The 26,233-nt window shown below is 76.1% G+C and carries 27 protein-coding genes; 21 read left to right on the forward strand and 6 right to left on the reverse strand.

Translation table 11 applies throughout. The features are described from left to right. The first annotated feature begins 180 nt into the window (after nt 1-180). The 16 genes from ACFY0X_RS23760 (at nt 181) to ACFY0X_RS23835 (ending at nt 16,818) form a co-directional block, all read left to right on the forward strand. Nucleotides 181-1,710 carry a phage tail sheath family protein gene (locus ACFY0X_RS23760; protein WP_387757300.1) on the forward strand — a complete coding sequence of 510 codons (1,530 nt, stop codon included), beginning with the start codon at nt 181-183 and terminating at the stop codon, nt 1,708-1,710. Nucleotides 1,711-1,767: 57 nt separating this feature from the next. After that, a complete protein-coding gene (locus tag ACFY0X_RS23765; protein WP_049660364.1) occupies nt 1,768-2,208 on the forward strand; it encodes a phage tail protein in 441 nt (146 codons plus the stop codon). Then, on the forward strand, nt 2,205-2,684 hold the full coding sequence (locus ACFY0X_RS23770; protein ID WP_387757301.1) for a hypothetical protein: 480 nt from the start codon (nt 2,205-2,207) through the stop codon (nt 2,682-2,684). Before ACFY0X_RS23765 ends, ACFY0X_RS23770 begins: the two co-directional genes overlap by 4 nt. After that, nucleotides 2,681-2,839 (forward strand): DUF6760 family protein, encoded by a 159-nt coding sequence (locus tag ACFY0X_RS23775; protein ID WP_181970396.1) that lies wholly within the window; start codon nt 2,681-2,683, stop codon nt 2,837-2,839. Before ACFY0X_RS23770 ends, ACFY0X_RS23775 begins: the two co-directional genes overlap by 4 nt. Before the next feature lie 2,240 nt (nt 2,840-5,079). Then, a complete protein-coding gene (locus ACFY0X_RS23780) occupies nt 5,080-6,390 on the forward strand; it encodes a hypothetical protein (RefSeq protein ID WP_387757302.1) in 1,311 nt (436 codons plus the stop codon). A 102-nt stretch (nt 6,391-6,492) separates the two neighbouring features. After that, nucleotides 6,493-6,918, forward strand: a complete 426-nt coding sequence (locus tag ACFY0X_RS23785; RefSeq protein ID WP_387757304.1) for a phage tail protein — start codon at nt 6,493-6,495, stop codon at nt 6,916-6,918. 68 nt (nt 6,919-6,986) lie between these two features. After that, on the forward strand, nt 6,987-7,739 hold the full coding sequence (locus ACFY0X_RS23790) for a LysM peptidoglycan-binding domain-containing protein (protein ID WP_387757305.1): 753 nt from the start codon (nt 6,987-6,989) through the stop codon (nt 7,737-7,739). Next, complete coding sequence (locus ACFY0X_RS23795; RefSeq protein WP_387757307.1) at nt 7,736-9,514, forward strand: VgrG-related protein; 1,779 nt, start codon at nt 7,736-7,738, stop codon at nt 9,512-9,514. Before ACFY0X_RS23790 ends, ACFY0X_RS23795 begins: the two co-directional genes overlap by 4 nt. 73 nt (nt 9,515-9,587) lie before the next feature. Next, nucleotides 9,588-9,905 (forward strand): PAAR domain-containing protein, encoded by a 318-nt coding sequence (locus ACFY0X_RS23800; RefSeq protein WP_387757308.1) that lies wholly within the window; start codon nt 9,588-9,590, stop codon nt 9,903-9,905. After that, nucleotides 9,902-10,336, forward strand: coding sequence for a GPW/gp25 family protein (locus ACFY0X_RS23805; protein ID WP_387757310.1), 435 nt, complete (start codon nt 9,902-9,904; stop codon nt 10,334-10,336). The genes ACFY0X_RS23800 and ACFY0X_RS23805 overlap by 4 nt, the downstream gene beginning before the upstream one ends. After that, nucleotides 10,336-12,294 carry a putative baseplate assembly protein gene (locus ACFY0X_RS23810; protein ID WP_387757312.1) on the forward strand — a complete coding sequence of 653 codons (1,959 nt, stop codon included), beginning with the start codon at nt 10,336-10,338 and terminating at the stop codon, nt 12,292-12,294. Before ACFY0X_RS23805 ends, ACFY0X_RS23810 begins: the two co-directional genes overlap by 1 nt. Then, on the forward strand, nt 12,291-12,854 hold the full coding sequence (locus ACFY0X_RS23815) for a phage tail protein (protein WP_387757314.1): 564 nt from the start codon (nt 12,291-12,293) through the stop codon (nt 12,852-12,854). Before ACFY0X_RS23810 ends, ACFY0X_RS23815 begins: the two co-directional genes overlap by 4 nt. A gap of 3 nt (nt 12,855-12,857) precedes the next feature. After that, the gene (locus ACFY0X_RS23820; protein WP_387757316.1) at nt 12,858-14,177 is read left to right on the forward strand and encodes an NADase-type glycan-binding domain-containing protein; all 1,320 of its coding nucleotides are present in this window, start codon (nt 12,858-12,860) and stop codon (nt 14,175-14,177) included. A 306-nt stretch (nt 14,178-14,483) separates the two neighbouring features. Beyond that, a complete protein-coding gene (locus tag ACFY0X_RS23825; protein ID WP_387757317.1) occupies nt 14,484-14,849 on the forward strand; it encodes a hypothetical protein in 366 nt (121 codons plus the stop codon). A gap of 200 nt (nt 14,850-15,049) precedes the next feature. Beyond that, a complete protein-coding gene (locus tag ACFY0X_RS23830; protein ID WP_387757318.1) occupies nt 15,050-15,445 on the forward strand; it encodes a low affinity iron permease family protein in 396 nt (131 codons plus the stop codon). A gap of 239 nt (nt 15,446-15,684) precedes the next feature. After that, nucleotides 15,685-16,818 carry a PP2C family protein-serine/threonine phosphatase gene (locus ACFY0X_RS23835; RefSeq protein ID WP_387757320.1) on the forward strand — a complete coding sequence of 378 codons (1,134 nt, stop codon included), beginning with the start codon at nt 15,685-15,687 and terminating at the stop codon, nt 16,816-16,818. On the opposite strand, the gene ACFY0X_RS23840 is transcribed toward ACFY0X_RS23835, so the two are convergent. Further along, nucleotides 16,788-17,678: an MBL fold metallo-hydrolase gene (locus ACFY0X_RS23840; protein WP_387757322.1), complete on the reverse strand. Its 891-nt coding sequence runs from the start codon at nt 17,676-17,678 to the stop codon at nt 16,788-16,790. The two genes, ACFY0X_RS23835 and ACFY0X_RS23840, sit on opposite strands and share 31 nt — an antisense overlap. A gap of 163 nt (nt 17,679-17,841) precedes the next feature. On the opposite strand from ACFY0X_RS23840, the gene ACFY0X_RS23845 reads away from it, so the two are divergent. From ACFY0X_RS23845 to ACFY0X_RS23855, 3 genes are all read left to right on the forward strand, one after another. Further along, nucleotides 17,842-18,051: a hypothetical protein gene (locus ACFY0X_RS23845; protein ID WP_387757324.1), complete on the forward strand. Its 210-nt coding sequence runs from the start codon at nt 17,842-17,844 to the stop codon at nt 18,049-18,051. Then, nucleotides 18,038-19,429, forward strand: coding sequence for an amidase (locus tag ACFY0X_RS23850; RefSeq protein ID WP_387757325.1), 1,392 nt, complete (start codon nt 18,038-18,040; stop codon nt 19,427-19,429). The genes ACFY0X_RS23845 and ACFY0X_RS23850 overlap by 14 nt, the downstream gene beginning before the upstream one ends. Nucleotides 19,430-19,500: 71 nt before the next feature. Beyond that, nucleotides 19,501-20,070, forward strand: coding sequence for a TetR/AcrR family transcriptional regulator (locus tag ACFY0X_RS23855; RefSeq protein ID WP_387757327.1), 570 nt, complete (start codon nt 19,501-19,503; stop codon nt 20,068-20,070). A 237-nt stretch (nt 20,071-20,307) separates the two neighbouring features. On the opposite strand, the gene ACFY0X_RS23860 is transcribed toward ACFY0X_RS23855, so the two are convergent. Further along, on the reverse strand, nt 20,308-20,739 hold the full coding sequence (locus ACFY0X_RS23860) for a GNAT family N-acetyltransferase (RefSeq protein WP_387757328.1): 432 nt from the start codon (nt 20,737-20,739) through the stop codon (nt 20,308-20,310). 229 nt (nt 20,740-20,968) lie between these two features. On the opposite strand from ACFY0X_RS23860, the gene ACFY0X_RS23865 reads away from it, so the two are divergent. Both ACFY0X_RS23865 and ACFY0X_RS23870 read left to right on the forward strand, forming a co-directional pair. Continuing rightward, the gene (locus ACFY0X_RS23865) at nt 20,969-21,613 is read left to right on the forward strand and encodes a DUF6084 family protein (protein WP_387757330.1); all 645 of its coding nucleotides are present in this window, start codon (nt 20,969-20,971) and stop codon (nt 21,611-21,613) included. Continuing rightward, complete coding sequence (locus ACFY0X_RS23870) at nt 21,610-22,512, forward strand: hypothetical protein (RefSeq protein ID WP_387757332.1); 903 nt, start codon at nt 21,610-21,612, stop codon at nt 22,510-22,512. Before ACFY0X_RS23865 ends, ACFY0X_RS23870 begins: the two co-directional genes overlap by 4 nt. A 51-nt stretch (nt 22,513-22,563) precedes the next feature. On the opposite strand, the gene ACFY0X_RS23875 is transcribed toward ACFY0X_RS23870, so the two are convergent. The 4 genes from ACFY0X_RS23875 to ACFY0X_RS23890 all read right to left on the reverse strand — a co-directional run bounded on the left by ACFY0X_RS23875 (nt 22,564) and on the right by ACFY0X_RS23890 (nt 26,047). Then, on the reverse strand, nt 22,564-23,385 hold the full coding sequence (locus ACFY0X_RS23875) for a hypothetical protein (protein ID WP_387757333.1): 822 nt from the start codon (nt 23,383-23,385) through the stop codon (nt 22,564-22,566). A gap of 72 nt (nt 23,386-23,457) precedes the next feature. Further along, nucleotides 23,458-24,195 (reverse strand): phosphotransferase family protein, encoded by a 738-nt coding sequence (locus ACFY0X_RS23880; protein ID WP_387757334.1) that lies wholly within the window; start codon nt 24,193-24,195, stop codon nt 23,458-23,460. A gap of 112 nt (nt 24,196-24,307) precedes the next feature. Continuing rightward, a complete protein-coding gene (locus tag ACFY0X_RS23885; RefSeq protein WP_387757336.1) occupies nt 24,308-25,288 on the reverse strand; it encodes a helix-turn-helix transcriptional regulator in 981 nt (326 codons plus the stop codon). A gap of 216 nt (nt 25,289-25,504) precedes the next feature. Beyond that, nucleotides 25,505-26,047, reverse strand: coding sequence for a pyridoxamine 5'-phosphate oxidase family protein (locus ACFY0X_RS23890; protein ID WP_387757337.1), 543 nt, complete (start codon nt 26,045-26,047; stop codon nt 25,505-25,507). Nucleotides 26,048-26,233 lie beyond the last annotated feature (186 nt).

Here is a 26,233-nt window from a genome sequence, read left to right on the forward strand (position 1 = left end):
GGGGGCTCCCGCGGTTCCAGTGGCGTCCGGGGCACCGGTGGGTGCGTACCGGGGTGTCCGCCGGGGGCAGCGGTCGCTGCCCCCGGTCCGGGACCTGCGGACATGTTCCCCGGTGGGCCCCGGGCAGCAGACTCGGGGGCGAATGACCGGCGAAATGCATGGCCAGCCGAAGGAGCGCGTATGCCGTCGTACCTCACCCCGGGCGTGTACGTGGAGGAGGTCCAGTCCGGTGCCCGGCCGATCGAGGGCGTCGGCACGGCCGTCGCCGCCTTCGTCGGCTGCGCCGCGACCGGGCCCTTCCACGAGCCCACGCTGGTGACCAACTGGGACCAGTACGTCCAGCGGTTCGGAAGCTTCACCGAGGGCTCCTACCTGGCGCACTCGGTGTACGGCTTCTTCGCGAACGGCGGCGGCTCCGCCTACGTGGTGCGGGTCGGCGACCCGGCCCGGCGCCCGCCCGGCGCCGCGCCCGCCGTCACCGCGGCCCCGCCCGTCGAGATCGCCGGCTTCCTCTTCACCGCCCTGCCCGGCGCGGGCGGCGAGGTCTCCGTCGAGGTCGCCGACCCGGAGGGGGAGAACGTCCCCGAGGACCGCTTCCGGCTGCTGGTGCGCCGGGGCGCCGAGGTCGTCGAGACGTACGACGTGTCGACCCGCAAGAGCACCAAGGGCTACGTCCTCACCCAGCTGCGCGAGTCCAAGCTGGTCGCCGTCGCCGAGCAGCCCGGCACCGTGCCGAGCCGCCCCGAGCGCCGCACCCACGCGCTGGCCGCCGCGCCCGCGGCGCCGGCCCCGGCCGGCCGGCTGGACCCCGCCGAGTACATCGGCGACGCCGCCGCCCGGACGGGCTTCGGCGGCCTGGAGGCGATCGACGAGATCACCATGGTCGCGGTGCCCGACCTGATGAGCGCCTACCAGCGCGGCGACCTCGACAAGGAGGGCCTGCGCACCGTCCAGCTCGCGCTGATGTCGCACTGCGAGCAGATGGGCGACCGGATCGCCGTCCTGGACCCGCCGCCCGGCCTGAACGCCCAGCAGATGCGCACGTGGCGCACCGCCGAGGCGGGCTTCGACTCCCGTTACGCCGCGCTCTACTACCCGTGGATCAAGGTGTTCGACCCGGCGAGCGGCCGCAACGTGCTGGTCCCGCCGAGCGGGCACGCCGCCGGGGTGTGGGCGCGCAGCGACGCCGAGCGCGGCGTGCACAAGGCGCCCGCCAACGAGGTCATCCGCGGCGCGGTGGACCTGGAGCTCCGCCTCAGCAAGGGCGAGCAGGACCTGCTGAACCCGATCGGCGTCAACTGCGTACGGGCGTTCCCCGGGCGCGGCATCCGGATCTGGGGCGCGCGCACCCTGTCCTCCGACCCCGCGTGGCGCTACCTGAACGTGCGCCGGCTGTTCAACTACCTGGAGGAGTCCATCCTCCTGGGGACCCAGTGGGTCGTCTTCGAACCCAACGACGACCGGCTGTGGTCCAGCATCCGCCGGAACATCACCGCGTTCCTCACCGAGGAGTGGCGGCGCGGGGCCCTGTTCGGCCAGACCGCGGCCGAGGCCTTCTACGTCAGGTGCGACCGCGACAACAACCCGCCGGAGTCCATCGACCTCGGCCAGGTGATCTGCGAGATCGGCGTCGCCCCGGTGAAGCCCGCGGAGTTCGTGGTGTTCCGGCTGTCCCAGTTCTCCGACAGCACGAGCCTCGTCAACGAGTGACCGGCCCGGTCGGCACCACCCCTCGGCACCCCTCGCATCGGAAGGTGACACAAACCCATGGCTGAAGGCGATCCGCTCTCCACACACATATTCGGCGTCCAACTCGGCGGCTACAACGTCGAGTCCGTCAAGGAGATCAGCAACCTGACGGTGGAACAGGACGTCGTCGAGTACAAGCAGGTGACCCAAGAGGGCAAACTGATCGTCCGCAAGCAGCCCGGCGCCCGGCTCCCCGGCGAGGTGACCATCACCCGCGGCCTGGACAAGAGCGGCGCGTTCACGGACTGGATCAAGGAGACCCTCAACAACGGGGCGATCAACACCGCGCGGCAGAACCTCACCATCGAGGTCAAGGACACCACCGGTGCCACCCTGCGGCGCATCCAGCTGCTCAACGCCTGGGCGAGCCGCTGGGAGGGCCCGACCCTCAGTGCCGGCGAGTCCAGCGCCGCCACCGAGACCGTGACCATCGTGTTCGAGGAGATCTCGGTCGAGTGAGGAGGAAGATCGGCCTGGAGGAGCTGCTGGAAGGGGCTCCGGCCCCGCAGCACACCGCGCCCCAGCAGCAGGCCCCGGCGGCCGCGGCCCAGCCCCGGGGCCGGGCGCCGCACACCGAGTTCGAGTTCGAGCTGCCGCTCGGGTACGTCGACGACGAGGGCACCGTGCACCGGCACGGTGCCATGCGCCTGGCCACCGCCCGCGACGAACTGATGCCGCAGATCGACCTGCGGGTCAAGGAGAACCCGGCCTACCTCAGCGTCGTGCTGCTCAGCCACGTCATCACCAGGCTGGGCGACATCACCGACGTGCACGCCGGGGTCGTCGAGCGGATGTACGCCACCGACGTGGCCTTCCTCCAGGACCTCTACCAGCGGATCAACAGCGAGGGCCACACGCGCGCCGCGGTGACCTGCCCGCACTGCGACGGCGCCTTCGAGGTCGACCTCGCCGGTGGGCGCCTGGGGGAATCGTGACGTACGCGCCTGCTCGGCTGTACGAGGAGATCGCGTACATCGCCTACCACTTCCACTGGCAGCGGGAGGACATCCTCGACCTGACCCACCGCGAACGCGGGCAGTGGGTCAGGGAGATCGCCCGGCTCAACACCCGCATCAGCGAAGGCGGGTGAGCCGGGTGGGGCTTCGGGACTGGATCGGCCGCCGGAGGGGCGGCGAGGCCGGGGGTGCGGGTGCTTCCGGTTCGGGTGCTTCCGGCGCGGTGTCCGGCAGCGCTTCCGGTGCATCCGCCGGTGGCGCTTCGGGAGGTGCTTCCGCTGGTGCTTCCGGTGGTGCTTCCGGTGGTGCTTCCGGTGGTGCGGAGGCCGCTCGGCGGCGTCCGGCGGGCGCGGACGGGGGATGGCGCGCGGTCGCGCCGCTGGTCCCGACCCTGGCCGGGCCGGCCCACGGCGTCAGCGACGGCCTGAAGTTCCGGTCCCGACTCACCGCTTGGCAGGACCCGTCGCTGTGCGGCCCGCTCGGCCACGCGGTCCTGCCGACCGCCCCGGCGGGCATCCTGCGGGCGGTCGCGCGGCCGGGTTCGCCCTCCCCGGTGCTCACGGGCGGGAACGAGCTCGTCGTGCCTGCCCTCCCGGCGGAGCCCGGGGCGGAGGAGCCCTCGGCGGACGACCGGGCGGGCTCGTCGCGGCAGGCCCGGCCGGTCCAGCGGTCCGTCCGGATGCGGCGGCTTCCGGTGCGGTCGGGCCCGCGCCCGGCGCGTGCGGGCGGGGCGGACCGTGTGGAGTCGAATCCCGGTGCGTCCGGTGCTGGCGGGGTGAAGTCAGAGGAGAAGAAGGGGAGTTCGCCGCAGCCTGCGGCGACGAGGCCCGCTGCGCCGGTGCCCGCTGCCCCGGCGCCCGCTGCCGGGGCCTCCGGTGCGGCGGCGCGAGGCGTGTCGGCGCCCGCCGAGGCGGCGCCCGGTGCGGGCACCGCCTCCCCACGCCGGAACGACGCGGTGGTGCGGGCCGACCGTCCGGTGCGTCCGCGGTCCGTCGGCGCCCCGCTGGTCGTGGCGCGGCGGCCCCGGTCGCTGCCCGTGCGGCCGGTGGCTGCGGTCCCGGGGCCGAGCCGGGCCACGGAGATGCCGCAGCCCGGTTCGGCGACGGTGGCGGTGGTGGTGACGGCGACGGAAGAACCGGCCCGCACCACGCTCCGCCCGCCCACGAGCCCCGAGACCGCCGTACGGACGGCGCCGGGCGTGGCCGGCACCTCCGCGCCCACGTCGAACGGTCCGGGCGACGGAGTGGTCCAGCGCGCCGCCGGGCCCGGCACGGCCGGGCCCGGTACCGCCGGGCCCGCCCGCCCGGTCCTCGGCGCGCCGTTGACCGCGCTGCCCGCGAGCGCCACTCCGGTGGCTGCCGACGGCCCCCAGCGTTCCGGCACCGCCTCGGGCGCGCCCGCGACGCCCGCCGCGCCCGCGATGCCCGTCGTCCCCGCTGACACGGGGGCCACCGGCCGGGAGCCGGGCGGACCTGCCGACGTCCGACCGTCCGGGTCTCCGTCCCAGTCCTCGTCCTCGCCCTCGGCTTCGCCCTCGTCTCAGACCCGCCGCGTCCGTACGGGCGGCGGACCGGGCAGCCCGGTCCCGCACCGGCCCGATCGAGGATCCGCCGCCGGCGCGTCCGTCCAGCGCGCGCCGTCCGGGTCCGCTACGCCCGCAGCCTCCTCCGCGCCGACCCCCGAGCGCCCTGCGCCGGTCCGGCCGGACCGGCCGACCCCGGCCCCGGCCCCGACCTCGGCCCCGACCTCGACCCCGGCCCACCGGGGTGGGCCCACCGCTGCCGCGTCCGTCCAGCGCGCGCCGTCCGGGTCCGCCACGCCCGCAGCCTCCTCCGCGCCGACTCCGGAACGCGCCGCGCCGGTACACCCCGACCCGGCCACCGCCCGTACGCGCGGCGGCCTGGGCGCGCCGCTCGACGCGCTGCCGCCGACGGCGGCCGTGGCGGGAGGCGCCGCTCCGCTGCTCGGTGGGAACCGACCGGTCCGGCGGCGGATCTCGGGCCCGGCCTCGGGTGCCGCCGCTCCCGCCGTGCCGTCCGCCGCACTTCCCGTCGGCGTCTCGCCGGTGGCCGGTGAAGGGCTGCCCGTGCAGCGTGCCGCCCGGCGTCCCGGCGACGGCCCGGCGGATAGCGCTTCCCCGTCCCGGACCGGTGATGACGGGCGATCGGCGGATCCGGTCACCGCGGCCGCCGCTGGCCGGAGCACGCACCCGGGCGCGGACCGAGCCCACCGAGGACCGGCGGCCGGACGCCCGCCGGTCTCCGACGTCCCGCAGGGGACGACGGGTACCGCCGCCGGGGGCCCGATCGCTCCCGGCGTCCGCACCCGGCCCGCCGGCGCCGCGCCCGGAGGCGGCAGCGGCCCGCTGGTTCCCGTGACGGTCCCCGCGCGTCCGGCCCCCGGCGGCCTCGGCGTGCAGCGGGCCGTCCAACTCACCGGCCGGCGGCGCGGGTTGCTCGGCGAGCGACGGATGACGGTCTCCCTGGCCGCCCCGCCGGCGTCGCCCGCGGCCCCCACCTCCGCACCCGTCGGCGCCCGCCAGGCGCCCGCCAGGCCCGTGGTCCCCGCCGTCTGGCCCAACGCGCTGGCGTCCCGTCCGGACGGCGAGTCGGCGGCCGCGCCGGCCGCGGCCGCGACCACCCCGCAGCGCTCACGCACCCGGCACTCGCCGGCCGCCGGTTCCGGTCGCGCGGCCGCCGGGGAGCCGGGGTCCCCGGCGGCTCCGGCACGGCCCAGCGCCCCGGGGACGGCCGCCCTGCCGAGCCGCCCGTCCGCAGCCGAGGCGCCGCGCGGGGTGGTGGCCGCCGTGCAACGCGCCTTCTCCCGACGCCCGTCGGAACGAGCGACCGGTCGGACGGCGGCCGGGTCGGCGCACGCGGGCCCGGCGGCCTCCGCCGCCGCCCCGGGCGCATCCGCACCCGGCCGACTCCGCGTGGGGGCACCGACGGTGAGTGTCCCGGCGCCGCCGCAGGCCGCAGCCACGCCCGCGGGCCGCCCCGCTCCGTACCGGCACGCCGGCACGCCGACGTCCCCAGGGCGCCCGAGCCCCGGTATCTCCGGCATCCCGGGCATCCCCGGTGCTTCCGGTTCGCCGTCCGCCACGGCGGCCGCCCCCGCCCCGCCGGTGGTCCGCCTCAAGCCCGTACCGGCCCCGTCCGTCCAGCGCCTCCCGGCCACCTCCCGGCCCCCGCAGCCGGCCCCGGCACTGCCGCCCGCCATCCCGGGCACGGCGGCCACGGCGGCTCCGGTGGCCCCGGCGGCTCTGCAACGCGCCACCGCACCCGCGCCCGTGGTGTCCCGGGCCCTGTCGGCCGGCCACGCCGCCACCGGCCCGTCCTCGCCCGCCACCGCACGGCTGTTGCAGCAGGTGGCCGAGCAGGCGGGCCTGACCGGGGTGCCGCTGACCGCCGTGCCCGCGCGCACGCCCACCACCGTGCAGCTCGCCGGATCACCGAGGGCCGCCGCGCCCGCGGCGAACGCGGCCGCCGGGCACGCGCCCGCCGCGCACGCCCCCGCCTCGTCATCGACGAAGGCCCCAGGCGGACCACCCGCCGGGCCGCACGCCGACCCCTCCGACCTCGACGAACTGGCCCGGCGCCTGGTCGAACCGGTGGGCCGGCTGCTGCGCACCGAACTGCGCAGGGGCCGGGAGCGCAGCGGCAAGCCGTACGACATGCGCCGCTGAGCCGGACCGCGACGCGGACCAGCGCGCGGACCAGAGGGTGGACCAAGGCGGACGGCCGACAACAGGCCGCAGCGACGTGACCGGAAGCAGGGAGCGGAACCGATGACCGACAACATCTTCGCGTCCAGTGTGTTCTTCAGTCTGACCATCGGAGGCAACGACCTGGGCGAGTTCACCACCTGCTCGGGACTCGGCGCCCAGGTGGAGATCGAGCAGTACGCGGAGGGCGGCAACAACGGCTTCGCCTGGCAGCTCCCGGGCCGCATCACCTGGTCGAACATCACGCTGAGCCGCGCGGTCACCGCGGACACCACCAAGATCGCCCGCTGGCTGGCCGAGATCGTCCGGAAGGTCGAGCCGAAGGACGGCGAGATCGTGGCGCTGCGGCCGGACCTGAGCCGGATCGTCGGCTGGCAGGTGCAGGGGATCGTCCCGGTGCGCTGGGAGGGCCCGTCCTTCGACCCCGCCAGCTCCCAGGCCGCGATGGAGACCCTGGAGATCGCCCACGCGGGCCTCCGCCCCTCCTGACCCGCCCCGCCCGACCAGCCATCCGCCCACCAGCCCCCCGCCACCCGACCACCGGAAGGAGCACCAGGATGTCCCCAGCGGTCCCCGCGAGCGTCACCCGGGCCCAACTGACCATCATGGAGCCACCGTCCACGGTCGGCGCCCAGCCCGGCGGCACGCTCGCCCAGCTGCGGCTCCAGTTCAACCCGGCGACCCTGGTGCTGAGCAAGACCACCGAGTGGCGGCGCACCCCGTCCCGGATGGCGGGGGAGTCCGCGCTGCCCGAGTTCGTCGGCAGCGGTCCGCGCTCGCTCTCCCTCGACGTGTTCCTGGACTCCACCGCGACCCACGACAACTCGGTGGAGCGGGCGGTGGAGCAGCTGATGACGGCCTGCGTCCCCACCCCGGCCAGCCTGGCGCGCAAGACGCCGGCCAGCCCGTGGATCCGGCTGGACTGGGGCACCCTGAAGACCACGTCGTTCAACGGGGTGCTGACCGGCCTCTCGGTCACCTACTCGCTCTTCGACGTCGACGGGAAGCCGCTGCGGGCGGTCTGCTCGCTCACCATCGACGAGGCCAGCGTCGACCCGGCCGGCCAGAACCCGACCTCGGGCTCGCCGGAGGCCCGCAGCACCCACCGGGTGGTCGCGGGCGACAGCCTGCCGCTGCTCGCCTGGCGCGCGTACGGGGACGCCACCGCCTGGCGCACCATCGCCGAGGCCAACGACATCGACGATCCGCTGGTGCTGGTCCCCGGCGCGGAACTGATCGTGCCGGGCGCCGAGGAGCTCACCAGGAGCGGACCGGCCCGCGGCGAACTCACCCCGGGCGGACGGTCATGACCACTCCCGAGGCCCGCGGCGGCCGGTCCTTCGCCGCGGATCCCGTCGTCGAGGCGCCGGGCCCGCTGCCGCCGGTCTGGGTGACCCAACTGGTCTCCTGCGACATCGAGGAGAGCGTCGGCCTGCCCGACACCGCGGTGCTGTCCTTCCGGGACGCCAACCACACCTTCCTGTCCGCCACCGGGATCACCATCGGGACCCCGCTGAAGGTGTCCGTGGTCACCGTCCAGGGGAACACCCGGGCGCGGCTGTTCACCGGCGAGGTGACCGCGCTGGAGCTGGAGGTGGACACCACGGGCTCGTACACCGTGGTGCGGGCGTCGGCGGTCACCCACCGGCTGATGCGCGGGCGCCGGGTGAAGGCCTTCCGGAACATGACGACCGCCGACATCGTCCGCGAGGTCGCCGCGGGCGCGGGCCTGACCTGCGGGAAGGTCGACTCCTTCCCGGTCGTCCACCAGCAGCTGTCCCAGGCGAACGTCCCGGACTGGGAGTTCCTCCAGTTCCTGGCGCAGGAGAGCGGCGCCCAGGTGCGGGTGGACGACGACGGGAGGCTGGAGTTCGTCCGGCCCGAGCCCGCCTCCGGCGCACCGGCCCCCTCCACGCCCGCGCCGCAGAACCCGCTGGTGCTGGAGTACGGGCGCAACCTGCTGGAGCTGCGCGGCGTGCTGACCGGCGCCGGCGGCGCGGACACGGTCGAGGCGCGCGGCTGGAACGTCACCACCAAGCGCGCGCTGGTCGCCACCGAGCCCGCGGTGACCTCCCGGACGGTGCAGCCGGGGATGAGCCCCTCGGCGGTGGCCTCCGCCTTCCCCGGCAAGGCCAAGCTGACCGTCGCCGACACCCCGTACCGCACCCAGGCCGAGACCGCCTCGGTGGCCCGGTCGCTGGCCGCCTCGGTGGCGTCCGGCTTCGGCGAGCTGGAGGTGGTCGCCGAGGGCAACCCGCGGCTGCGGGCGGGCACCGCGGTCGCCCTGGGCAACGTCGGCGCCGCCTTCTCCGGCCGCTACACCGCCACCGGGGTGCGCCACCTGCTCGAACCGTTCCGCGGTTACCGGACCACCGTGGTGGTCAGCGCCGCCCCCGACCGCTCGCTGGCCGGCCTGACCAGCGGCGGCAACGCGCCGCCGCGCGGACCGCGGATGCCGGGCCTGGCCGTCGGCGTGGTCACCGACGTCCGCGAGCCGGGCGGCGGGCAGCGCGGCTGGGTGAAGCTGAAGTTCCCCTGGCTGGACGACACCTACGTCTCCGACTGGGTGCGCACCGTGCAGTGGGGCGGAGCCGGGGGCGGCGGCGTGGTCAGCCCCGAGGTCAACGACGAGGTGCTGGTCGGCTTCGACCAGGGCGACCTGGACAGCCCGTACGTGCTGGGCGGGCTCTACAACGGCGTGGACCGGCCCTCCCCGCACGACGTGCCGCTGGTCGACGCGGCCTCCGGCAAGGTCAACCGCCGTTCCGTGGTGTCCCGTTCGGGCCACCGGATGGAACTGCTGGACGTGCCGGGCGGCAGGTCCGGCGTCCGGCTGGCCAGCGGGGACGGCAAGCTGGAGGTCAGCCTGGACCAGCAGCGCGGCGAGATCGTGCTCACCGTCCACGGCCTCGGCGGCGCGGCCGGCAGCACGGTGCGGCTCTCCTCCGCCGGCATCACCCTGGACGCGGGCACCGGCGCGGTGAACGTGCGCGGCGGATCGGTCACCGTCCGGGGCACGACCTCCGTCACCGTGGACGGCGGCGCCCAGGCGGTGCTCAAGGGGGCGTTCGTGCACATCAACTGACGTGACGTCAAGAAGCAGTGGCAGTATGTCGAGTGGCCCGAACGAGCCCCACGAAGAAAGGTATGGACCGCCCATGCCCCCCGCAGCCCGGACCGGCGACCTCACCGACCACGGAGGCGCCCTCACCACCCCGCCGCCGGGCGCCCTCAGGGTGGCGACCGTGCTGATCGGCGGCCGCCCCGCCGCGGTGGTCGGCACCCTGCACGCCTGCGCCGTCCCCCCGCACCTGGCCCTGGGCCCCGGCAACGTGGTGGTGCCCTCCCCGGGCGCGGTCACCAGGGGCGTGGTGCTGATCGGCGGCCTGCCCGCGGCCCGCCTGGGCGACAAGACGGCCTGCGGCGCCACCGTCACCAGCGGTGCGCTCAACGTGCTGATCGGGGGCGGAGCATGAGCGGTAGCTTCATAGGCCGCGGCTGGGCCTTCCCGCTGCGGGTGAACGCCACCGGCGGCATCGGCATGGTGGACCGGGACCGGGAACTCGCGGAGGCGATCCGGCTGATCCTCGGTACCGCCCCCGGCGAGCGGCCGATGCGCCCCGAGTTCGGCTGCGGCATCCACGAGTACGTCTTCGCCCCGGGCGACGGCACCACCGCCGGGCGGATCGCCCGCGAGGTGCGCATCGCGCTGGAACGCTGGGAGCCGAGGATCGAGGTCGACGACGTGGTGATCGCCTTCGACAGCGTCGAGGAGGGCACGCTCTACATCGACGTCCACTACACCGTGCGGGCCACCAACGACCGCCGCAACCTGGTCTTCCCCTTCTACACCATCCCGGAGCACCCCGCCGTGGAGTCCGGCGCGACGGACGGGGGTGCGCGCTGATGGCCCTGCCCTCCCCGAACCTGGACGACCGCCGCTTCCAGCAGCTCGTCGACGAGGCCAAGCGGTACGTCCAGCAGCGCGCCCCGGAGTGGACCGACCACAACGTCTCCGACCCGGGCGTCACCCTGATCGAGACCTTCGCCTACCTGGTGGACCAGCTGCTCTACCGGCTGAACCGGGTGCCGGAGAAGAACTACTCCGCCTTCCTCGACCTGCTCGGCATCCGGCTCTTCCCGCCCGCCGCCGCCCGGGCCGAGGTCGACTTCTGGCTCTCCGCCCCGCAGACCGAGACGGTCCTGCTGCGGGCCGGCACCGAGGTCTCCACGCTGCGCACCGAGGCCGACGACGCGGTGGTCTTCTCCACCGCGGAGGACCTGCCGATCGTCCCCAGCTCGCTGGAGCGGATGGTCACCGTCTCCGCCTCCGGCGAGCAGTCCGACTGCACGGCCCGGCTGGCCGACGGCGCGGACGTGCAGTGCTTCCAGCCGAGCCCGGTGCCCGGGGACGCCATGCTGTTCGCCCTGCCGGCCGTGGTGCCGCGCTGCATCCTGGTCGTCCGGCTGGACAGCCGGGTGGAGGGCGTCGGCGTCGACCCGCGCCAGCCGCCACTGGCCTGGGAGGTCTGGGACGGCGCGGGCTGGGTCGCCTGCGAGACCGGCGAGGACTCCACCGGCGGCCTCAACCGGCCCGGCGAGGTGGTGGTCTTCGTGCCCGCCGGGCACACCGCCTCGGTGGCCGCCGGACAGCGGGCGGGCTGGCTGCGCTGCCGGGTCACCGAGCCGGAGCCGGGCCAGCCGTTCTACTCCGAGTCCCCGACCGTCCGCCGGGCCGAGGTGTTCACGATCGGCGGCACCGTGACCGCCGTCCACGCGCAGACCGTCACCGACGCGCCGCTCGGCGCCTCCGAGGGCGTCGCCGGCCAGCGCTTCCGGCTCGCCCGGCCGCCGGTGCTGCTCGACGGCGAACCCCCGGTGGTCGAGGTGTCGGCCGGCGACGGCTGGGACTGCTGGACGGTCGTCGAGCACTTCGGCGAGTCCTCGCCGGCCGACCGGCACGTGGTGCTGGACGCGACCACCGGCGAGTTCCTCTTCCCGCCCGCCGTCCGGGAGCCCGACGGTTCCCTGCGCGCCTTCGGTGCCGTGCCGCCCAAGGGCGCCCGGCTGCGCGTCCCGCGCTACCGCACCGGCGGCGGGACCGCGGGCAACGTGGCCCGCGGCACCATCACGGTGCTGCGCAGTTCCGTCCCGTACGTCGCCCGGGTGGACAACCGGGAGGCGGCCCGCGGCGGGGTGGACGGCGAGACCGTCGAGAACGCCAAGGCCCGCGCCCCGCACCAGTTGCGCCTGCAGGAACGTGCCGTCACGGCCGGGGACTTCGAGCTGATCGCCCGGCAGGCCGCGCCGTCCGCCGCCCGGGTCCACGTGCCGGCCGGCGGCGGCGAGGCGGGAGCGGTGCGGGTGCTGGTGGTCCCCGACGCGGTCGCGGACGAGGGCGACCGGCTGCGCTTCGAGCAGCTGATCCCCGACGAGCAGGTGCTGGCCGCGATCGCGGCCGCCCTCGACGAGCGGCGGCTGATCGGCACCCGGCTGGTCGTCCAGCCCCCCTCCTACCAGGGCGTGACGGTGGTGGCCCGGCTCACCACCCGCGCCGCCGACCCGGACCGGGTCCGCGAGGAGGTGCTCGCCGAGCTGTACCGGTACCTCAACCCGCTGTGCGGCGGCGCCGACGGCGCGGGCTGGCAGTTCGGCCGGGCGGTGCAGTACGGGGAGGTGTTCGGGGTGCTCCAGCGGGTGGCCGCGGTCGCGGACGTCGAGGAGCTGCTGCTGTTCCCGGCCGACCCGATCACCGGGCGCCGGGGCGAGCCCGCCGAGCGGGTCGACGTGCCGGCGGACGCCCTGGTCTTCTCCCACCAGCACCAGGTCGTGGTCAACGCCGTCGCCGAGGACGGTGGGTCGTGACGCGCGCCGCCGTCCCCGGACTGCCCAGCCCGCACCCGATCGGCGACCTGCTGCCCGCGCTCTACGCGGACGACGACCTCGCCCAGCGGTTCACGGCAGGCCTGGACACCGTCCTCGCCCCGGTTTTCGCGACCCTGGACAACCTGCCCGCGTACTTCCGGCCCGCCCTCGCGCCGCCCGACTTCCTGGACTGGCTGGCGTCCTGGGTCGCGGTCGAGGTCGACCCGGCCTGGCCGGTGGAGGTGCGCCGCGCGGTGGTCGAGCGCGCGGTGGAACTGCACCGCTGGCGCGGCACCCGGCGCGGCCTCACCGAACGGCTGCGGCTGGTGCTCGGCGCCGGAGCCGAGATCGTGGACGGCGAAGGCGCCTGCTGGTCCACCGACCCGGACGCCACACTGCCGGGCGTGCCGACCGACGAGGTGCTGGTCCGGGTCTGGCCGCTGGGCGACCGGGCACCGGACGAGGACCAGGTGCGGTCCGTCGTCAGGGCAGGCTGTCCCGTCCATCTGACCTGCCGGGTGGAGATCCTGCCCGGCCCACCCGGGCGAGCGGAGGACTGACGGATGCCGGTGTGCCCCGAATGCGGAACGGCCAACGGCGAGGGGGACGACTTCTGCGGCAACTGCGGCGCCTACCTCGGCTGGTCGCGCGGCACCGCCGCCGCCCCGACGGCTCCGGTCGCCCCGACGGCCGGGCCCGTGGCCGTACCCGCGCCGGCGCCTGTACCCGCGCGGGCCGAGCCCGAGCCGGCGCCCGCGCCTGCCCGGGAGCCGGCCGCCGAGCCCGCTCCGGATCCCGCGCCCGCGCCCGCTCCCGCACCCGTCGAGACCACTCGCCGGAGCGCCACGCGCCGGACGGCCCGCACGCGGGCGGAGGCCGGGGGAGCGGCCAAGGACGACGTCAGGGCAGAGGCCAAGGACGAGGCCAAGGCGGACGCCAAGGCGGAGCAGCCGCCCGCCCCGCGCGCCGAGCCCCCGGCCGTCCCCGAGCCGTCGCCCCCGCCCACCGCCGAGCCCGTCCGCCCGAGCACCGCCCCGGTGCGCCCGGGCACCGCCCCCGTACGGCCGGCCCCCGCGCGCACGCCGGCGCCCGCCCCGCAGGCCGACCCGGTGGCCGTCCAGCCCGCCAAGCCCGTCGCGCCCCGCCCGGTCAGCCGGGCGGTCGAGGCCGTCGAGACCCAGGACGGCCCGCCCTGCCCCCGGTGCGGCACGCCCAACCTGCCCGAGCGGAAGTTCTGCCGCCGCTGCGCCGCACCGCTCACCCCCACCGAGGCCGCGCCCGAACTGCCCTGGTGGCGCACCCGTTGGCCGTTCCGGCGCCGGGTCCGGATCGGCGGCTCGGGCAACGCGCTGCGCCGCACCATCGCCCTGCTCGCCCTGGCCGCGGTGGTCGTCGCCGGGATCCTGCTGTACCCGGCCGGCCAGCGGGCCTTCCAGGACGTGCTGGACAAGCTCCGCGGCACCGCGCCGATCACGCCCGCCGCCACCTCGGCGAGCGCCGCCGTCGAGGGCCATCCCGCGGCGGCCGCCGACGACGGCCTCAGCAACACCTACTGGGGCGCACCCGCGATCGGGGACTCCGTCACCTTCTCCTTCCGCACCCCGTTCCGGCTGGTGGACCTGATCGTCCACACCGGCGACTCGGTGGACCCGCAGCACTTCCGGCAGCAGGGGCGGCCGGTCGTCCTCACCCTGGAGGTCACGTCCGAGGACGGCGAGGTCCACACCCAGCAGGTGCAGCTCAACGACCAGCCGGGCCCGCAGACCGTGCCGACCGGCGTCAGCGACGTGACCCAGGTGAAGCTCACCGTCAGGGAGGCCGCCGGAACCGGCCCGGGCCGCGCCATCGCGCTCTCGGAGGTGGAGTTCTTCAAGCGCACCTGATCCCGCCGCCCGCCATCGGAGAGGTGGTCCTCCGGATCCGCTTCACGCCCAGGACCGGGCTCAGGACCCGGCCGGCGGATCCGATGCCGGTCGCCGAACTCAACGCCGCGGTACGGGCGTTGCGGGGGCGGAGCCACGCGGCACGGCTGGACGCGTGGCGGCGCGGCGTCCTCGGCGGGCTGCCCGGGGTCGTGAATTCGGCGCAGGCCGAATCAGCTCGAGGAGCGGCCCGGCGGCCCCGGAGACTGAGGACCGGGCGCCAAACGCGCCCGCTCCACCACGTCACCGTTCCCCAGGAGGTCTCCCATGCGGTTCGCCCGCAAGGCCGGCATCGCCCTCGCGGCCGGCTTCGCCGCCGTGACCACGCTCCTCGCCCCCGCGGCGAACGCCCAGTCGATCATCGAACCGGCACCGGCCGACTGCCCCGCGTACTACTTCTGCGGTTACGCGGACAGCAACTTCCACAACCTCAAGTTCAGGTTCAAGGACTGCTACCTGCAGGAGATCCCCGACGGCCTGAACAGCGGCGGGTCCTGGTACAACAACCAGTCCGCCGGCACCCGGGCGAAGATGTACGGCAAGTCCAAGAACCTGATCTACACCACGCCGGGCGCTCCCTCCAGCGACCGCTACGGCGACTGGGGCCCGGTCTGGTTCATCGACGCCTGCTGATCCCGCTCGCCACGCCGGGCCGGCCGCCGGGTGCGTACGCCGCACCCAGCGGCCGGTCCGTTCCTCCGAGCCCGGGCGGACGCCGGGACGAAACCGCGGCGCCGGACGCATGGCCCGCCCGGATCGGGCAAGGCGCCCTGGGTGGCGGCCGCGCCCCGGTGCCGGGCCGCCGTGTCGTGAGGACCGAGGAGGGCATCACCATGGTCATCCGCCATCCGTCGGAGCGCAGCCGGTCGGGCAAGGGCCGGTTCGAGCGGCTCGCGGAGGCCGCGTCGAACCTCACCAGCGCCCCGGCCTTCTACGCCCTCTGCGTCCTCCTGGTGGTCGCCTTCTACGCGGTCCACGCGGCCGGGCTGTCCGTGTCCTGGCAGATCCTGGTCGGGGACACCATGACCGCACTGAACCTGCTGCTCCTGGCCCTGCTGAAGAACACCGAGCGCCGGGCCGAGCACGCCGTCCAGCGCAAGCTCGACGCCATCGCGGTCGCGCTGCTGCGGCAGATCGACGGGCAAGTCCCCAAGGGCGCCCGCACGGAGGAGACGGAGCGCGTGCGCGCGGAACTCGACCAGGCCATCGGCATGGAGGAGGAGGTCTGAGCCGCCGGGCCGGCGCGCTGGGCCAGACGCGCCCGGAGCGGCGGCGGGACTGGGCCGAACGTGCGAGCGCCGGGGCCACGACGCCGCCGCGCCGCCTCCGCCGGGGGCGACCCCCGTACCGTGGGCGCAGCCTCCGACCGGGGCCCCGCGTCGCGCGGAGCACCGGGAACGCGGGGGAGGGTCGCGAGAAGGGGAGGGACGGTTTGCGGGCGCGTTCCGTGGCGGAGCCGGGGCAGCGGATGCCGATCCTGATCCGGTACGGCCACCGGTCCTGGCTGGTGCCCCTCGCGGTGTTCGCACTGGTGGTGGGCGTGGACGCGGGCACACCGGTCTCGTTCGCGTCCGTCAGCTGGCTGGTGATGGTCCCCGTGGTGGCCGCCGGGCTCTGCGAGCCCGCCGCCACCACGCTGTTCGCCCTCCTCGCCGTCGCCGCCTACCCGGCCCTGGACAGCATCTGGGGCAAGTCGCAGGGGACCGAGGACTTCCTGCTGGTGATCGCCGGGGCCGTGCTCTCGGTGCCGATCAGCGGCTTCCGCGCTCAGGCCGCCGCCTACGTCCGCCATCTGCAGGGCGTGGCCGAGACGACCCGGCAGGTGGTGCTGCGCCCGGTGCCGCCGGGGTGGGGCGGGGTGGACTCGGCGGCGCGCTACCTGGCCGCGGACGTCGAGGCCCGGGTGGGCGGCGACTTCTACGACGTGCTGGCGACCCCGTTCGGGGCGCGGGTGATCCTCGGCGACGTCCAGGGCAAGGGCCTGCCGGCCGTCTCCGCGGCGGCGGCCCTGGTGGGCTGCTTCCGGGAGGCCGCCTTCCACGAGGCGGACCTCGCCACCGTCGCGGCCTGGCTGGAGGAGCGGCTGCACCGGCAGAACGTGCTGGTGGAGCGCTTGGGGGAGCGGGAGGAGCGGTTCGCCACGGCGGTGGTCATCTGGTTCCCCGTCGACGCGCCGGGGGAGGTGGAGGTGGTCAACTTCGGCCACGACAGCCCCCACGTGCTCGGCCCCGCGGGGGTGCGGCAGCTGCCGCCGGGCGACGGCGCGCCGATCGGGCTGGCCCAGCTGGCCGGCGGGCTGCCGGAGGTGCGGCGGCTGCGCCTGGGCCCGGACGAGACGGTCCTGATCGTCTCGGACGGGGTGACCGAGGCCCGCGACCGGGCGGGTGTCTTCTTCTCCCTGCGGGACCACCTGGAGCGGCTGGCCGGCACTCCGGGGGCGGCCGACCCCGGGCGCCTGGTCGACGAGGTGGCCGCCGCGGTCGTCCGGCACACCGGCGGCCGGCTGGCGGACGACACCGCGCTGCTCGCCGTCCGGACGGCGCCGGTGGAGGCGCCCGGCGCGGGCGGCGGTCAGACCGGGGGGACGGGCCGCAGCCGGTAGCCGTCCCCGTGGGCGAGGACGTGCCCGGCGGTGGGCGGGGCGAAGTGGGTGCCCAGCAGCAGGGTGTCCGTGCCGGCGAGGGAGGCCAGCAGGTCCCGTCGGGTGGCCTCCGACCGCCGGGGGTCGATGTCGACGCAGGCGCCGATGGCGGGGTGGGCGAGCTGGACGGGGTGGTGGACGCAGTCGCCGGTGATCAGCGCCGTCCGGCCCCGGCTGGTCAGCTCGACGGCGACCTGGCCGGGGGTGTGGCCGGGGGTGGGGAGCAGGCGCAGGCCGGGGAGGAGCCGCAGGCCCTCGGCCGGGACGTCGACCAGGTCCAGCAGGCCGGCCCGTTCGACCGGGAGCACGGAGTCGCGGAACATCTGCCGGCGCGCCTCCTCCATGGCGTAGCCGGCCCAGAACTCCCGTTCGGCCCGGGCGGTGACGTACCGCGCGCGGGGGAAGGTGGGCACCCAGGCGCCGTCCGCCTCCCGGGTGTTCCAGCCGACGTGGTCGGCGTGGAGGTGGGTGAGGACCACGAGGTCGACGGAGTCCGGCGGGAAGCCGGCGGCGGCGAGGCGCCGCGGGTAGTCGGTGCGCAGGTCGTGCCAGGCCGGGTCGGCCCGCTGCTTGCCGTTGCCGATGCCGGTGTCGACGAGCACCCTCAGCCCGTCCAGCACGAAGGCGAAGCTGTGGCTGTGCAGGCGCGGCACGCCGTCGGCGTCGGCGAAGTGGGGGCGCAGCCAGTCCTGGCCGGCCACCACCTCGGGGGTGGCGCCGGGCAGCAGCCACCGTCCGGTGGCGGGCGGCAGCGGGACCTCGTCGATGCGGTGGACGGTGAGGTCGCCGACCGTCCAGGACGGGGTAGGGGCAGTGGGCATGGGGGGAGGCTCCTCCGCTGTAAAAGCCATTCGTTTGCGTTAGTGCGACGGTAGAACCTACAGTCGCGTTAACGCAAACTCTTAGCTTTTGCTGCGGCGGGCGCCTCGCTCGGCGACCCCGCCCCCCGCCTTCCGTCCCGCCCGAACGATCAGGAGCTCGTCCATGTCCTCCCCCGAACTCACCCCGCCCGAGGCGGCCCGCTGGGCCGCCCGGGCCGGACTCGACCTCCCCGCCGAGCGCCACGCAGAGGTCGCGGCCACCGCCGAGCACATCCGTTCCGTCGTCGCCGTCCTGCGCGAGCTGGACTTCGGGGACACCCCGCCCGCCGCCGCCTACCGGGCGGGAGAGGAGCACCCCGATGCGGCCGTATGAGCTGACCCTCGCCGCCGCCGCGACCGAGATCCGGGAGCGGCGGCTGTCCCCCGTGGAGCTGGTCGACTCCGTCCTCGGCCGCATCGACCGGGTGGAGCCGCACCTCGGCGCGTACGTCGCCGTCGCCGCCGAGCAGGCCCGCGACGCGGCGCGCGAGGCCGAGCGGGAGATCGCCCGGGGCCGCTACCGGGGGCCGCTGCACGGCGTCCCGGTCGGGCTCAAGGACCTGATCGACGTCGCCGGAACGCCCACCACCGCCAGCTCCCGGGTCCGCGACGGCCACCGCGCGGCCGCCGACAGCACCGTCGCCGCCCGGCTGCGGGCGGCCGGCGCCGTCCTGGCCGGCAAGACCCACACCCACGAGTTCGCCTACGGCCTGACCACCCCGCAGACCGGCAACGCCTGGGACGGCGGCCGGGTCGCCGGAGGCTCCAGCGGCGGATCCGCCGTCGCGGTGGCCGCCGGGACGGCGACCTTCGCCCTCGGCACCGACACCGGCGGCTCGATCCGGGTGCCCGCCGCGCTGAACGGGGTGGTCGGCCTCAAGCCCACCTACGGGCTGGTGCCCCGGCACGGCGTGACCTCGCTGTCCTGGTCGCTCGACCACGTCGGGCCGATCACCCGCACCGTCGAGGACGCCGCGCTGGTCCTGGCCGCCCTGGCCGGGCACGACCCGCGCGACCCGGCCTCGGTGGCCTCCCCCGCCGTCGACTACCGGCCGGAGCGGGAGCCGGACCTGACGGGCGTGCGGGTCGGCGTGCCGCGCGACCACTACGTCGACCACGTCGACGCCGAGGTGGCGGACGCCGTCCACCGCGCCGTCGCGCAGCTGGAGGCGCTCGGCGCCCGGCCCGTCGAGGTCGGCATCCCGATGGCCCGCTACCTCGTGCCCACCCTCTGGGGCCTGACCGCGCCGGAGGCCGCCGCCTACCACGCGCGCACGCTGCGCACCGTGCCCGAGCTGTACCAGGCGGACGTCCGGGTCCTGCTGGAGGCCGGCGAACTGATCGGCGCGGGCGACTACCTGCGGGCCCAGCGCGCCCGGACGCTGATCCGGGCGGCGTGGGCGCAGGCCCTGGCGGAGGTCGACGTGATCGCCGCCCCGACGGTGCCGACGACGGCGGTCCGGGCCGGCCAGCAGGCGGTCGGCTGGCCGGACGGCACTACCGAGAGCATCTCGGACGCCTACGTCCGGCTCTCCGCCCCGGCCAACGTCACCGGCGTCCCCGCGCTGTCCGTCCCGGCCGGCCGCGACGCGGCCGGCCTGCCGATCGGCCTGCAGCTGCTCGGGCGGCCGTTCGACGAGCGGACGCTGCTGCGGGTGGGCCACGCCTACGAGCGGACGCAGCCCGCGTGGACGCCCGCCCCGGTGGTCTGAACCCTCCCGGCCCAGGAGGGCTCGCTCCGCGCCCCGTCTTAACGCAATGCGCGGCGCTTTAAGATGACGGTATGAGTCCTCGGCAGATGGTCCGCCCGGGCGGGCGCAGCGCCCGGGTCCAGGAAGCGGTGCACACCGCGGTGCGCGAGCTGCTCGCGGAGGTCGGCCGCGAGCAGCTCACCGTGCCGATGGTCGCCCAGCGGGCCGGAGTCACCCCGTCCACCGTCTACCGCCGGTGGGGCGACCTCGCCGAACTGCTGTCGGACGTCGCGGTGGAGCGGCTGCGCCCCGACACCGAGCCGCAGGACCGCGGCGACCTGCGCACCGACCTCACGGCCTGGACCGAACAGTTCCTGGACGAGATGGGCTCCGCCTCCGGCCGCGCCTACGTCCGCGACGCCCTGCTCGGCGACCCGGACGGCGGCAACGCCGGCCAGTGCTCGGCGTACGCCGCCGAGCAGCTCGACCTCGTCCTCGCCCGGGCCCGCGCCCGCGGCGAGGACGCCCCCGGGGTCGAGACCGCCATGGACCGCCTCGTCGCCCCCCTGATGTACCGCATCCTCTTCCGCCCCTCCGGCCTCGACGCCGCCTACGCCCGCCGCCTGGTGGCCGGTCTCCTCGACGCGCCGGACGCCCCGTGAACCGACCTGAGTGACCGTCAAACCCCTTGGCCGGAACCCGGATGTGCGCGGTGCCGCCCGGACCCGTGCGTCCCGGCCGTGCTCGGCGGACACGGGGGCGTGGGCGAGCCGGCCGCGGCCGGCCTCGGGGGCCGGAACGGACGTGCAGACGGGCCATGGCGGCGCCTCCGGGATCGCGTGCGGATCGGGCGCCGGCCAGTACACACCGGGCCACCGACACCGCCGCCGGTGGGGCCGTCAGCTCGCGCCCATCAGGCGGTACATGCCGATCGAGTCGTGGGCGGCGGTGTCCGCGAAGCCGAACTTCTCGTAGAGGAAGCGCGCGGGGCCGTCCGCGATCAGCGAGACGTACGCGGTGGCGGGTGCCCGGCGCTCCAACTCCTCGGTGAGCGCGGCCATGATGCGCTGGCCGAGGCCGCGGCCCTGGTGGGCGGGGTGGACGCAGATGTCGGTGACCTGGAACGCGGTGCCGCCGTCGCCGATGATCCGCCCCATGCCGACGGGCTCGCCCTCGTGGTGGAGGACCACGCCGTACCAGGTGTTGGGGAGGGCGAGGGCGACCGCCTCGGGGGCCTTGTCGGAGAGGCCGGCGTCGGTGCGCAGGCGGCGGAAGACCTCGACGGTGGGGACGCCGGGACGGATCTCGTAAGGGTCACTAATCGGCTGCATGGCTTACATGCTACCCGCTCGGCCCTGCCGGCCGGCCCCGGCCGCTCGGGTGAACGCGCGGCACGACATGCCGCACCGGGCGGGGGGCCGCGGGGGCGGGGGCGATGATCGCCGGGTTCCCGGAGCCCACCCCGTCGGAGGCGGACATGCGGATTCCTCTCCTCGCCGGCGCGTTCCACGGCCTCGGCCGACGGCCGCGCGCCGAACGGCCGCCCGTGGAGGTGGGGGCGTGACGGCACTCGGCTTCGCCTGCACCGGCGTGCGCTCCGACCCGTACGCGGCCGGGCCGACCCTGGTGTTCCGGCTGCGGATCACCGCCCCGGCCGACACCCGGGTGCACGCCCTCGCGCTCCACTGCCAGCTGCGGATCGAACCCGGCCACCGGCCGTACGGCGACACCGAGAGCGGGCGGCTGACCGACCAGTTCGGCGGGCGGGAGCGCTGGGCGGCCACGCTCCACCCGATCCGGCTCGCCACCGTGCCGCTGCTGGTGCCCGGCTTCACCGGCGCCACCGAGATCGACCTCGTGGTGCCCTGCACCTACGACCAGGAGGTCGCCTCGGCCCGCTACTTCCGGGCGCTGGACGGCGGCGAGGTGCCGATGCTGCTGCTCTTCTCCGGCACCGCCTTCGCCGGCCCCGACGGCTTCCAGGTCAGCCCGGTGCCCTGGGACCGCGAGGCCCGGGTGCGGATGCCGGTGCGGGTCTGGCGGGAGGCGATCGACCGGCACTTCCCCGACAGCGGCTGGCTGCGGCTGCCGGACGACGTCATCGACGAGCTGCTGGCCTACCGCTCCCGGCGGGCCCTGCCCTCCTGGGAGGCGACGGTGCGCGAGCTGCTCGCGGCGGCGGCGATCGGCGGGACGGCCCCGTGAGCGGCTACCCGGAACGGATCGCGCACGGCTTCGCGGCCGCCCGGCGGATCGCCGACGCGGTGCTGCTGGAGGGCCACGCGCTCTCCCCGCACCGCGCCCCGGCGGCCGAGGGCCGGCTGGGCCGGCAGTCCGGGGTCCTGGTGCCGCCGGAGTACACCGCGCAGGGCGGCGAGCACTCCCACCAGCGCACCGACTGCCTGATGGAGGCGCGCGGCGGGGACGTGCTGGCGGTCGAGCTGCGCTTCCTGCGGGTCCAGCGGCGCACCGTCGAACGGGCCACCGTCGCCGGCTTCGAGTCCGTGGAGCGGTTGGAGCTGGCGGACCGGGAGCTCGTCGAGGGGTCCGAGGGGGCCGAGGAGCGGTTCGAACTCGTCTTTCCCGTCGAGGAGTTGGAAGAGGGGGTGGTGCAGCGGGCGTTCCGGCTGCCCGGCGTCGGCGAGACCGGGCTGGTGCACGAGCGCGGCGCCGTCGTCGGCCGGGTGGTGCGGCGGCGCGAACAGGTCGACGGCCTGGTCCGGTTGCGGGCCGAGGCGGTGCCCGGCCCGTACCGGGCGCAGCGGTTGGTCGTGGACGTGGAGAACGCCTCCGCCTGGATGCCGCCCCGCCGGGCCACCCGCGACCAGGCGCTGCCGCGCTCACTGGTCTCCACCCACCTGCTGCTCGGGCTGGAGCACGGCACCTTCCTGTCGGTCGCCGACCCGCCCGAGTGGGCCCGCCCGGCCGTCGAGCGGTGCCGCAACGAGCGCACCTGGCCGGTGCTGGCCGGGCCGGACGGCGGACGCCGGGTGGTGCTGTCCTCGCCGATCGTCCTGGAGGACCACCCGCGGATCGCCCCAGATGGCCTCGGCAGCAGGAAACCGGAGGCCCGGGGCGTCGACGAGCGGGCCGAACGGCCCTGACGGCCCCCCGGGGGCGCGGGTGCGGTGGCGGGCGCGGCGCCGGAGAGGGGGTCAGCCCAGGAAGCGGCGCAGCGAATCCGCCAGGGCGCGCACGAAGCCCTCCCGGACCTCCTCGGCGACCAGGTCGAGGGACAGGTACGGGTTGAGGTCCTCCAGCTCGACCAGGAGCAGCCGCCCGTCCGGCGCGCGGCAGGCGTCCACCCGCTGGATGCCGTGGGCGAGGGTGTTCCACCCGACGAAGCCCCGGGCGAACTCCAGGTCGGCGGCGCTCGGCCGGTAGGGCTCCAGCACCCAGCGGCGGGTCGGGTCGGGTGTGTGGAGGGCGTACTGGAAGGCGTCGTCCACGAAGTAGAAGGACACCTCGTAGCGGAAGTCGATCCGCGGCTGGACCAGCACCTCGCCCCAGGCGAGGGCGTCCAGCTCGCCGCGGGTGAGGAAGCGCAGGCCGATGCTGTCGGCGCCCTCCCGGGGCTTGACCGCGTAGCGGTCGGCGGCGGGCAGCCGGCCGAGGTCCTGCGGGCGGTCGACGGTGGGGATGACCGGGTACCCCTCCTCGGTGAGGTCCAGCAGGTACCGCTTCCCGGCCATGTCGCCCCGCCCGGTCAGCGGGTTGTAGACCCGCACGCCGTCGGCCAGCGCCCGGGCGCGGAACCGGGCGTACTCCTCCCGGTAGTGCAGCACCGGCCCGCTGTTGCGCACCACGACCGCGTCGAAGCGCCCCATCAGCGCCCGGGCGTCCAGCGGGTGGCACAGGGCCAGGTCGAACCACTCCCGCAGCCGGGAGGTGAGGAGGACGTCCTCATCGCCGTACCGGCGCCCGCGGGCCGGGTAGGCCAGGTCGGTCACGTACAGCAGGCTGGGCCGGTCGGGCACGGGCACTCCCTCGGTCGGTGGGCGGAGGGGTGAATCTACCGTCCTCCGTCCGGACCCCCGGGGACGAGGGCCTCACATCCGGGACCTCAGCACGTCGACCTCGCAGCCCGGCGCGGACGGGTCGAAACCGTGCTCGACCAGCCAGCGGACCACCAGCAGGCTCCGAAACGACCACCACGCCCGGATCACGTCGACGTCGACGTCGGTGCCGTACCCGGCGAGGACGTCGGCGAGGCGCTCCTCGTGTCCGAGGGTCAGGACGGCGAGGTCGAACAGGGCGTCACCGCGGGCCGCCTCGGACCAGTCGATGAAGCCGGTGACCTCGTCGCCGTCGACGAACACATGGGTGATCTGCAGGTCCCCGTGGGTGAACACCGGCGTCCACGGCCGGAGCGCGCGCTCGGCGATCCGGCGGTTGCGGATGACCAGGTCGGCGGGCAGGACGCCGTTCGCCAGGAGCCACTCGCACTCGCCGTCGAGCTCCGCCGCCAACGCGTCGACGCCCCGGCCGGGCCAGGGCGGCAACGGCGCCTCGTGCAGGGCCCGGACGGCGGCGCCCGCGGCGACCCAGGCCGCCCGCGACGCGGTCGACGGCTCGCCGAGGCGGCCGAGCGCCGTCCCGGGGAGGGCGGCGATCGCGAGCACCGGTGGCCTGCGCCACAGGACTTCGGGGGTCGGCACCGGCGCGAGGGCCATCGCCTCGACCTCGACGTCGGTGCGCGCGGGGTCGCCGTCCACCTTCAGGAACACGTCGCCGACGCGCAGGGTCGCGCGCTCGGCGTGGGCGACGACGACCTCGACCTCATCCATGGCGCCCAGTATCGCGGGGCGGCCGTCGGCGGCGCCGGGAATATCGCGTACGACAGCGGCGGCGGGGGCGGGCGGGGGCGCGTGTGTTCGGGATCCCGCGCCTGTCGGGCGGTCAGTTCCCGTCCCGGCCCGAGGGTCTGGTGTAGAGGGCGGCGGCGCGGCGGGCGGCGTCGGTCAGGCGGGCGCGGAGGTCGGGAGGGTCGAGGACCTCGGCCTCCGGGCCGAGGCGGAGGAGTTCGAGATAGCCGATGTCCCAGGTCTCGACCGGCAGGGTCACGGTGACCCAGCCGTCGGCGTCCGGGGCGCCCGCGGTGGCGAGGGCGTCGGCGGCGACGGTGGGTTCCAGCAGGACGGCGAGGTTCTCGACGGCGACGGGGCTCAGGCGGACCACGGCCCGCTCGCGCAGCATGGCGCGGGTGAACTCCCGTGCCGCGGTGGCCCAGTGGTCGGCGAGGTTGAACTCCGGGTCGCGCTCGAAGCGTTCGTCGCCGGCCTCGGCGGTCTCGAAGCGGTCGACGCGGTACGAGCCGATCCGGCCGGACGGGCCGCGCGCCGCCAGGTACCACCGGCCGGCCTTCAGGACCAGGCCGTACGGCTCCAGCCGCCGCTCCCGGGTGCCGCCGCGCGCCGCGTAGCGGCCGTGGAGCATGCGGTCCTCCCACACGGCGCGCGACACCTCGGCGAGCAGCGGCGGCGCCTCGGCGTCGCGGAACCAGGCCGGTGCGTCGAGGTGGAAGCGCCGGGTGGCGGCGGCGGGGGCGTCGCCCAGGGCGGCGGCGACCTTCAGCCGTGCGGCGAGGGCGTGCCCGGCCAGGCCCATGTCGCGCAACGGGCCCGGGAGTCCGGCCAGGTGCAGGACTTCGGCCTCGGCGCGTTCGAGGCCGGTGAGGCGGGTGCGGTAGCCGTCGACGAGCCGGTAGCCCCCGCCGCGGCCGCGGTCGGCGTACACCGGCACGCCGGCCTCGACCAGGGCGGCGACGTCCCGCTGCACGGTGCGTTCGGAGACCTCCAGCTCGGCGGCGAGCTCCGCGGCGGTCATCGCCCGCCGGCTCTGGAGGAGCAGCAGCAGCGCGATCGTCCGGCTCGCCCGCACGTCGTTCCCTCCGTCGCCCGTCGTCGGTGCGCGCCCGGTGGTACGCCGGCCGCGCGGGACCATTCTCGCCGGGCGCGGCGGCCCGGCCCGCCCCGGCCGCGGGGGCGGGCCGACCGTCGGCGCCGGGCGTCCGGCGGGGCGGGCCTGCACGGCCGGCGGTGCGCGGTGCTCAGGCGCAGGAGGCCCCGGCCGGGTCCGGGGCCGGCACGGGCGGGGTCACACCTGGCCGGCCTCGCCCGGCTTCCCGCCGAGCTCGGCGGGGTCGGCGGCGAACACGGCCATCCACTGCGGGTGCAGCCGGTAGTAGACCACGTCGTTGTCCCAGTCGAAGGCGTCGTCGCCGTAGAAGTCCTGGAAGTACGCGAGCAGTTCCGGCCAGTCGGCGGCCGGCTCGCCGCCGTGGGGGTTGAGGACCTCCACGGTGCCGTGGGTGAACACGCCCAGCTCCTCCCCGCGCAGGTGCGCGGCGCTGACGGCGGGCCGGGCGGCGAGGTGCCGGGCCTTGGCGGCGCCGACCGCGGTGCCGAAGTGCCACTTCCCGTGCAGGAAGTGCCCGTCCACACCGCTGATCCGCGGCTCGCCCTTGGCCGTCACGGTGGACAGCGCGAGCGTGCACATGCCGGTGAGCACGCCGGTGAGCTGCTCGGCGGTGAGCGTGCGCTCGCTGCTGATGATCGACCGCAGGTGGGCCGTGGAGCGGGCGAGCGAGGCGTCGAGGAGGGCCTGGAGCCGGTGCAGCTCGTCGGGTGTTTCGCGCATGGGGTTCCCTTGTCCGTTCGTCGTCCCGGCCGGTGCCACCACGGCGCCGACCGGCACCCCCACTGTCCCGGTGAAACCCGACATCCTCTGTCGGGTTTCCCGCGCGGCCTCGGCGACGGGCCGCACCGACCGGGCCGCACCGACCGGGCCGCACGGACCGGGGCCGCCGACCGGGGCCGCCGACCC

This window comes from Kitasatospora sp. NPDC001547 (genome assembly GCF_042894165.1).
Taxonomy (GTDB): Bacteria; Actinomycetota; Actinomycetes; order Streptomycetales; family Streptomycetaceae; genus Kitasatospora.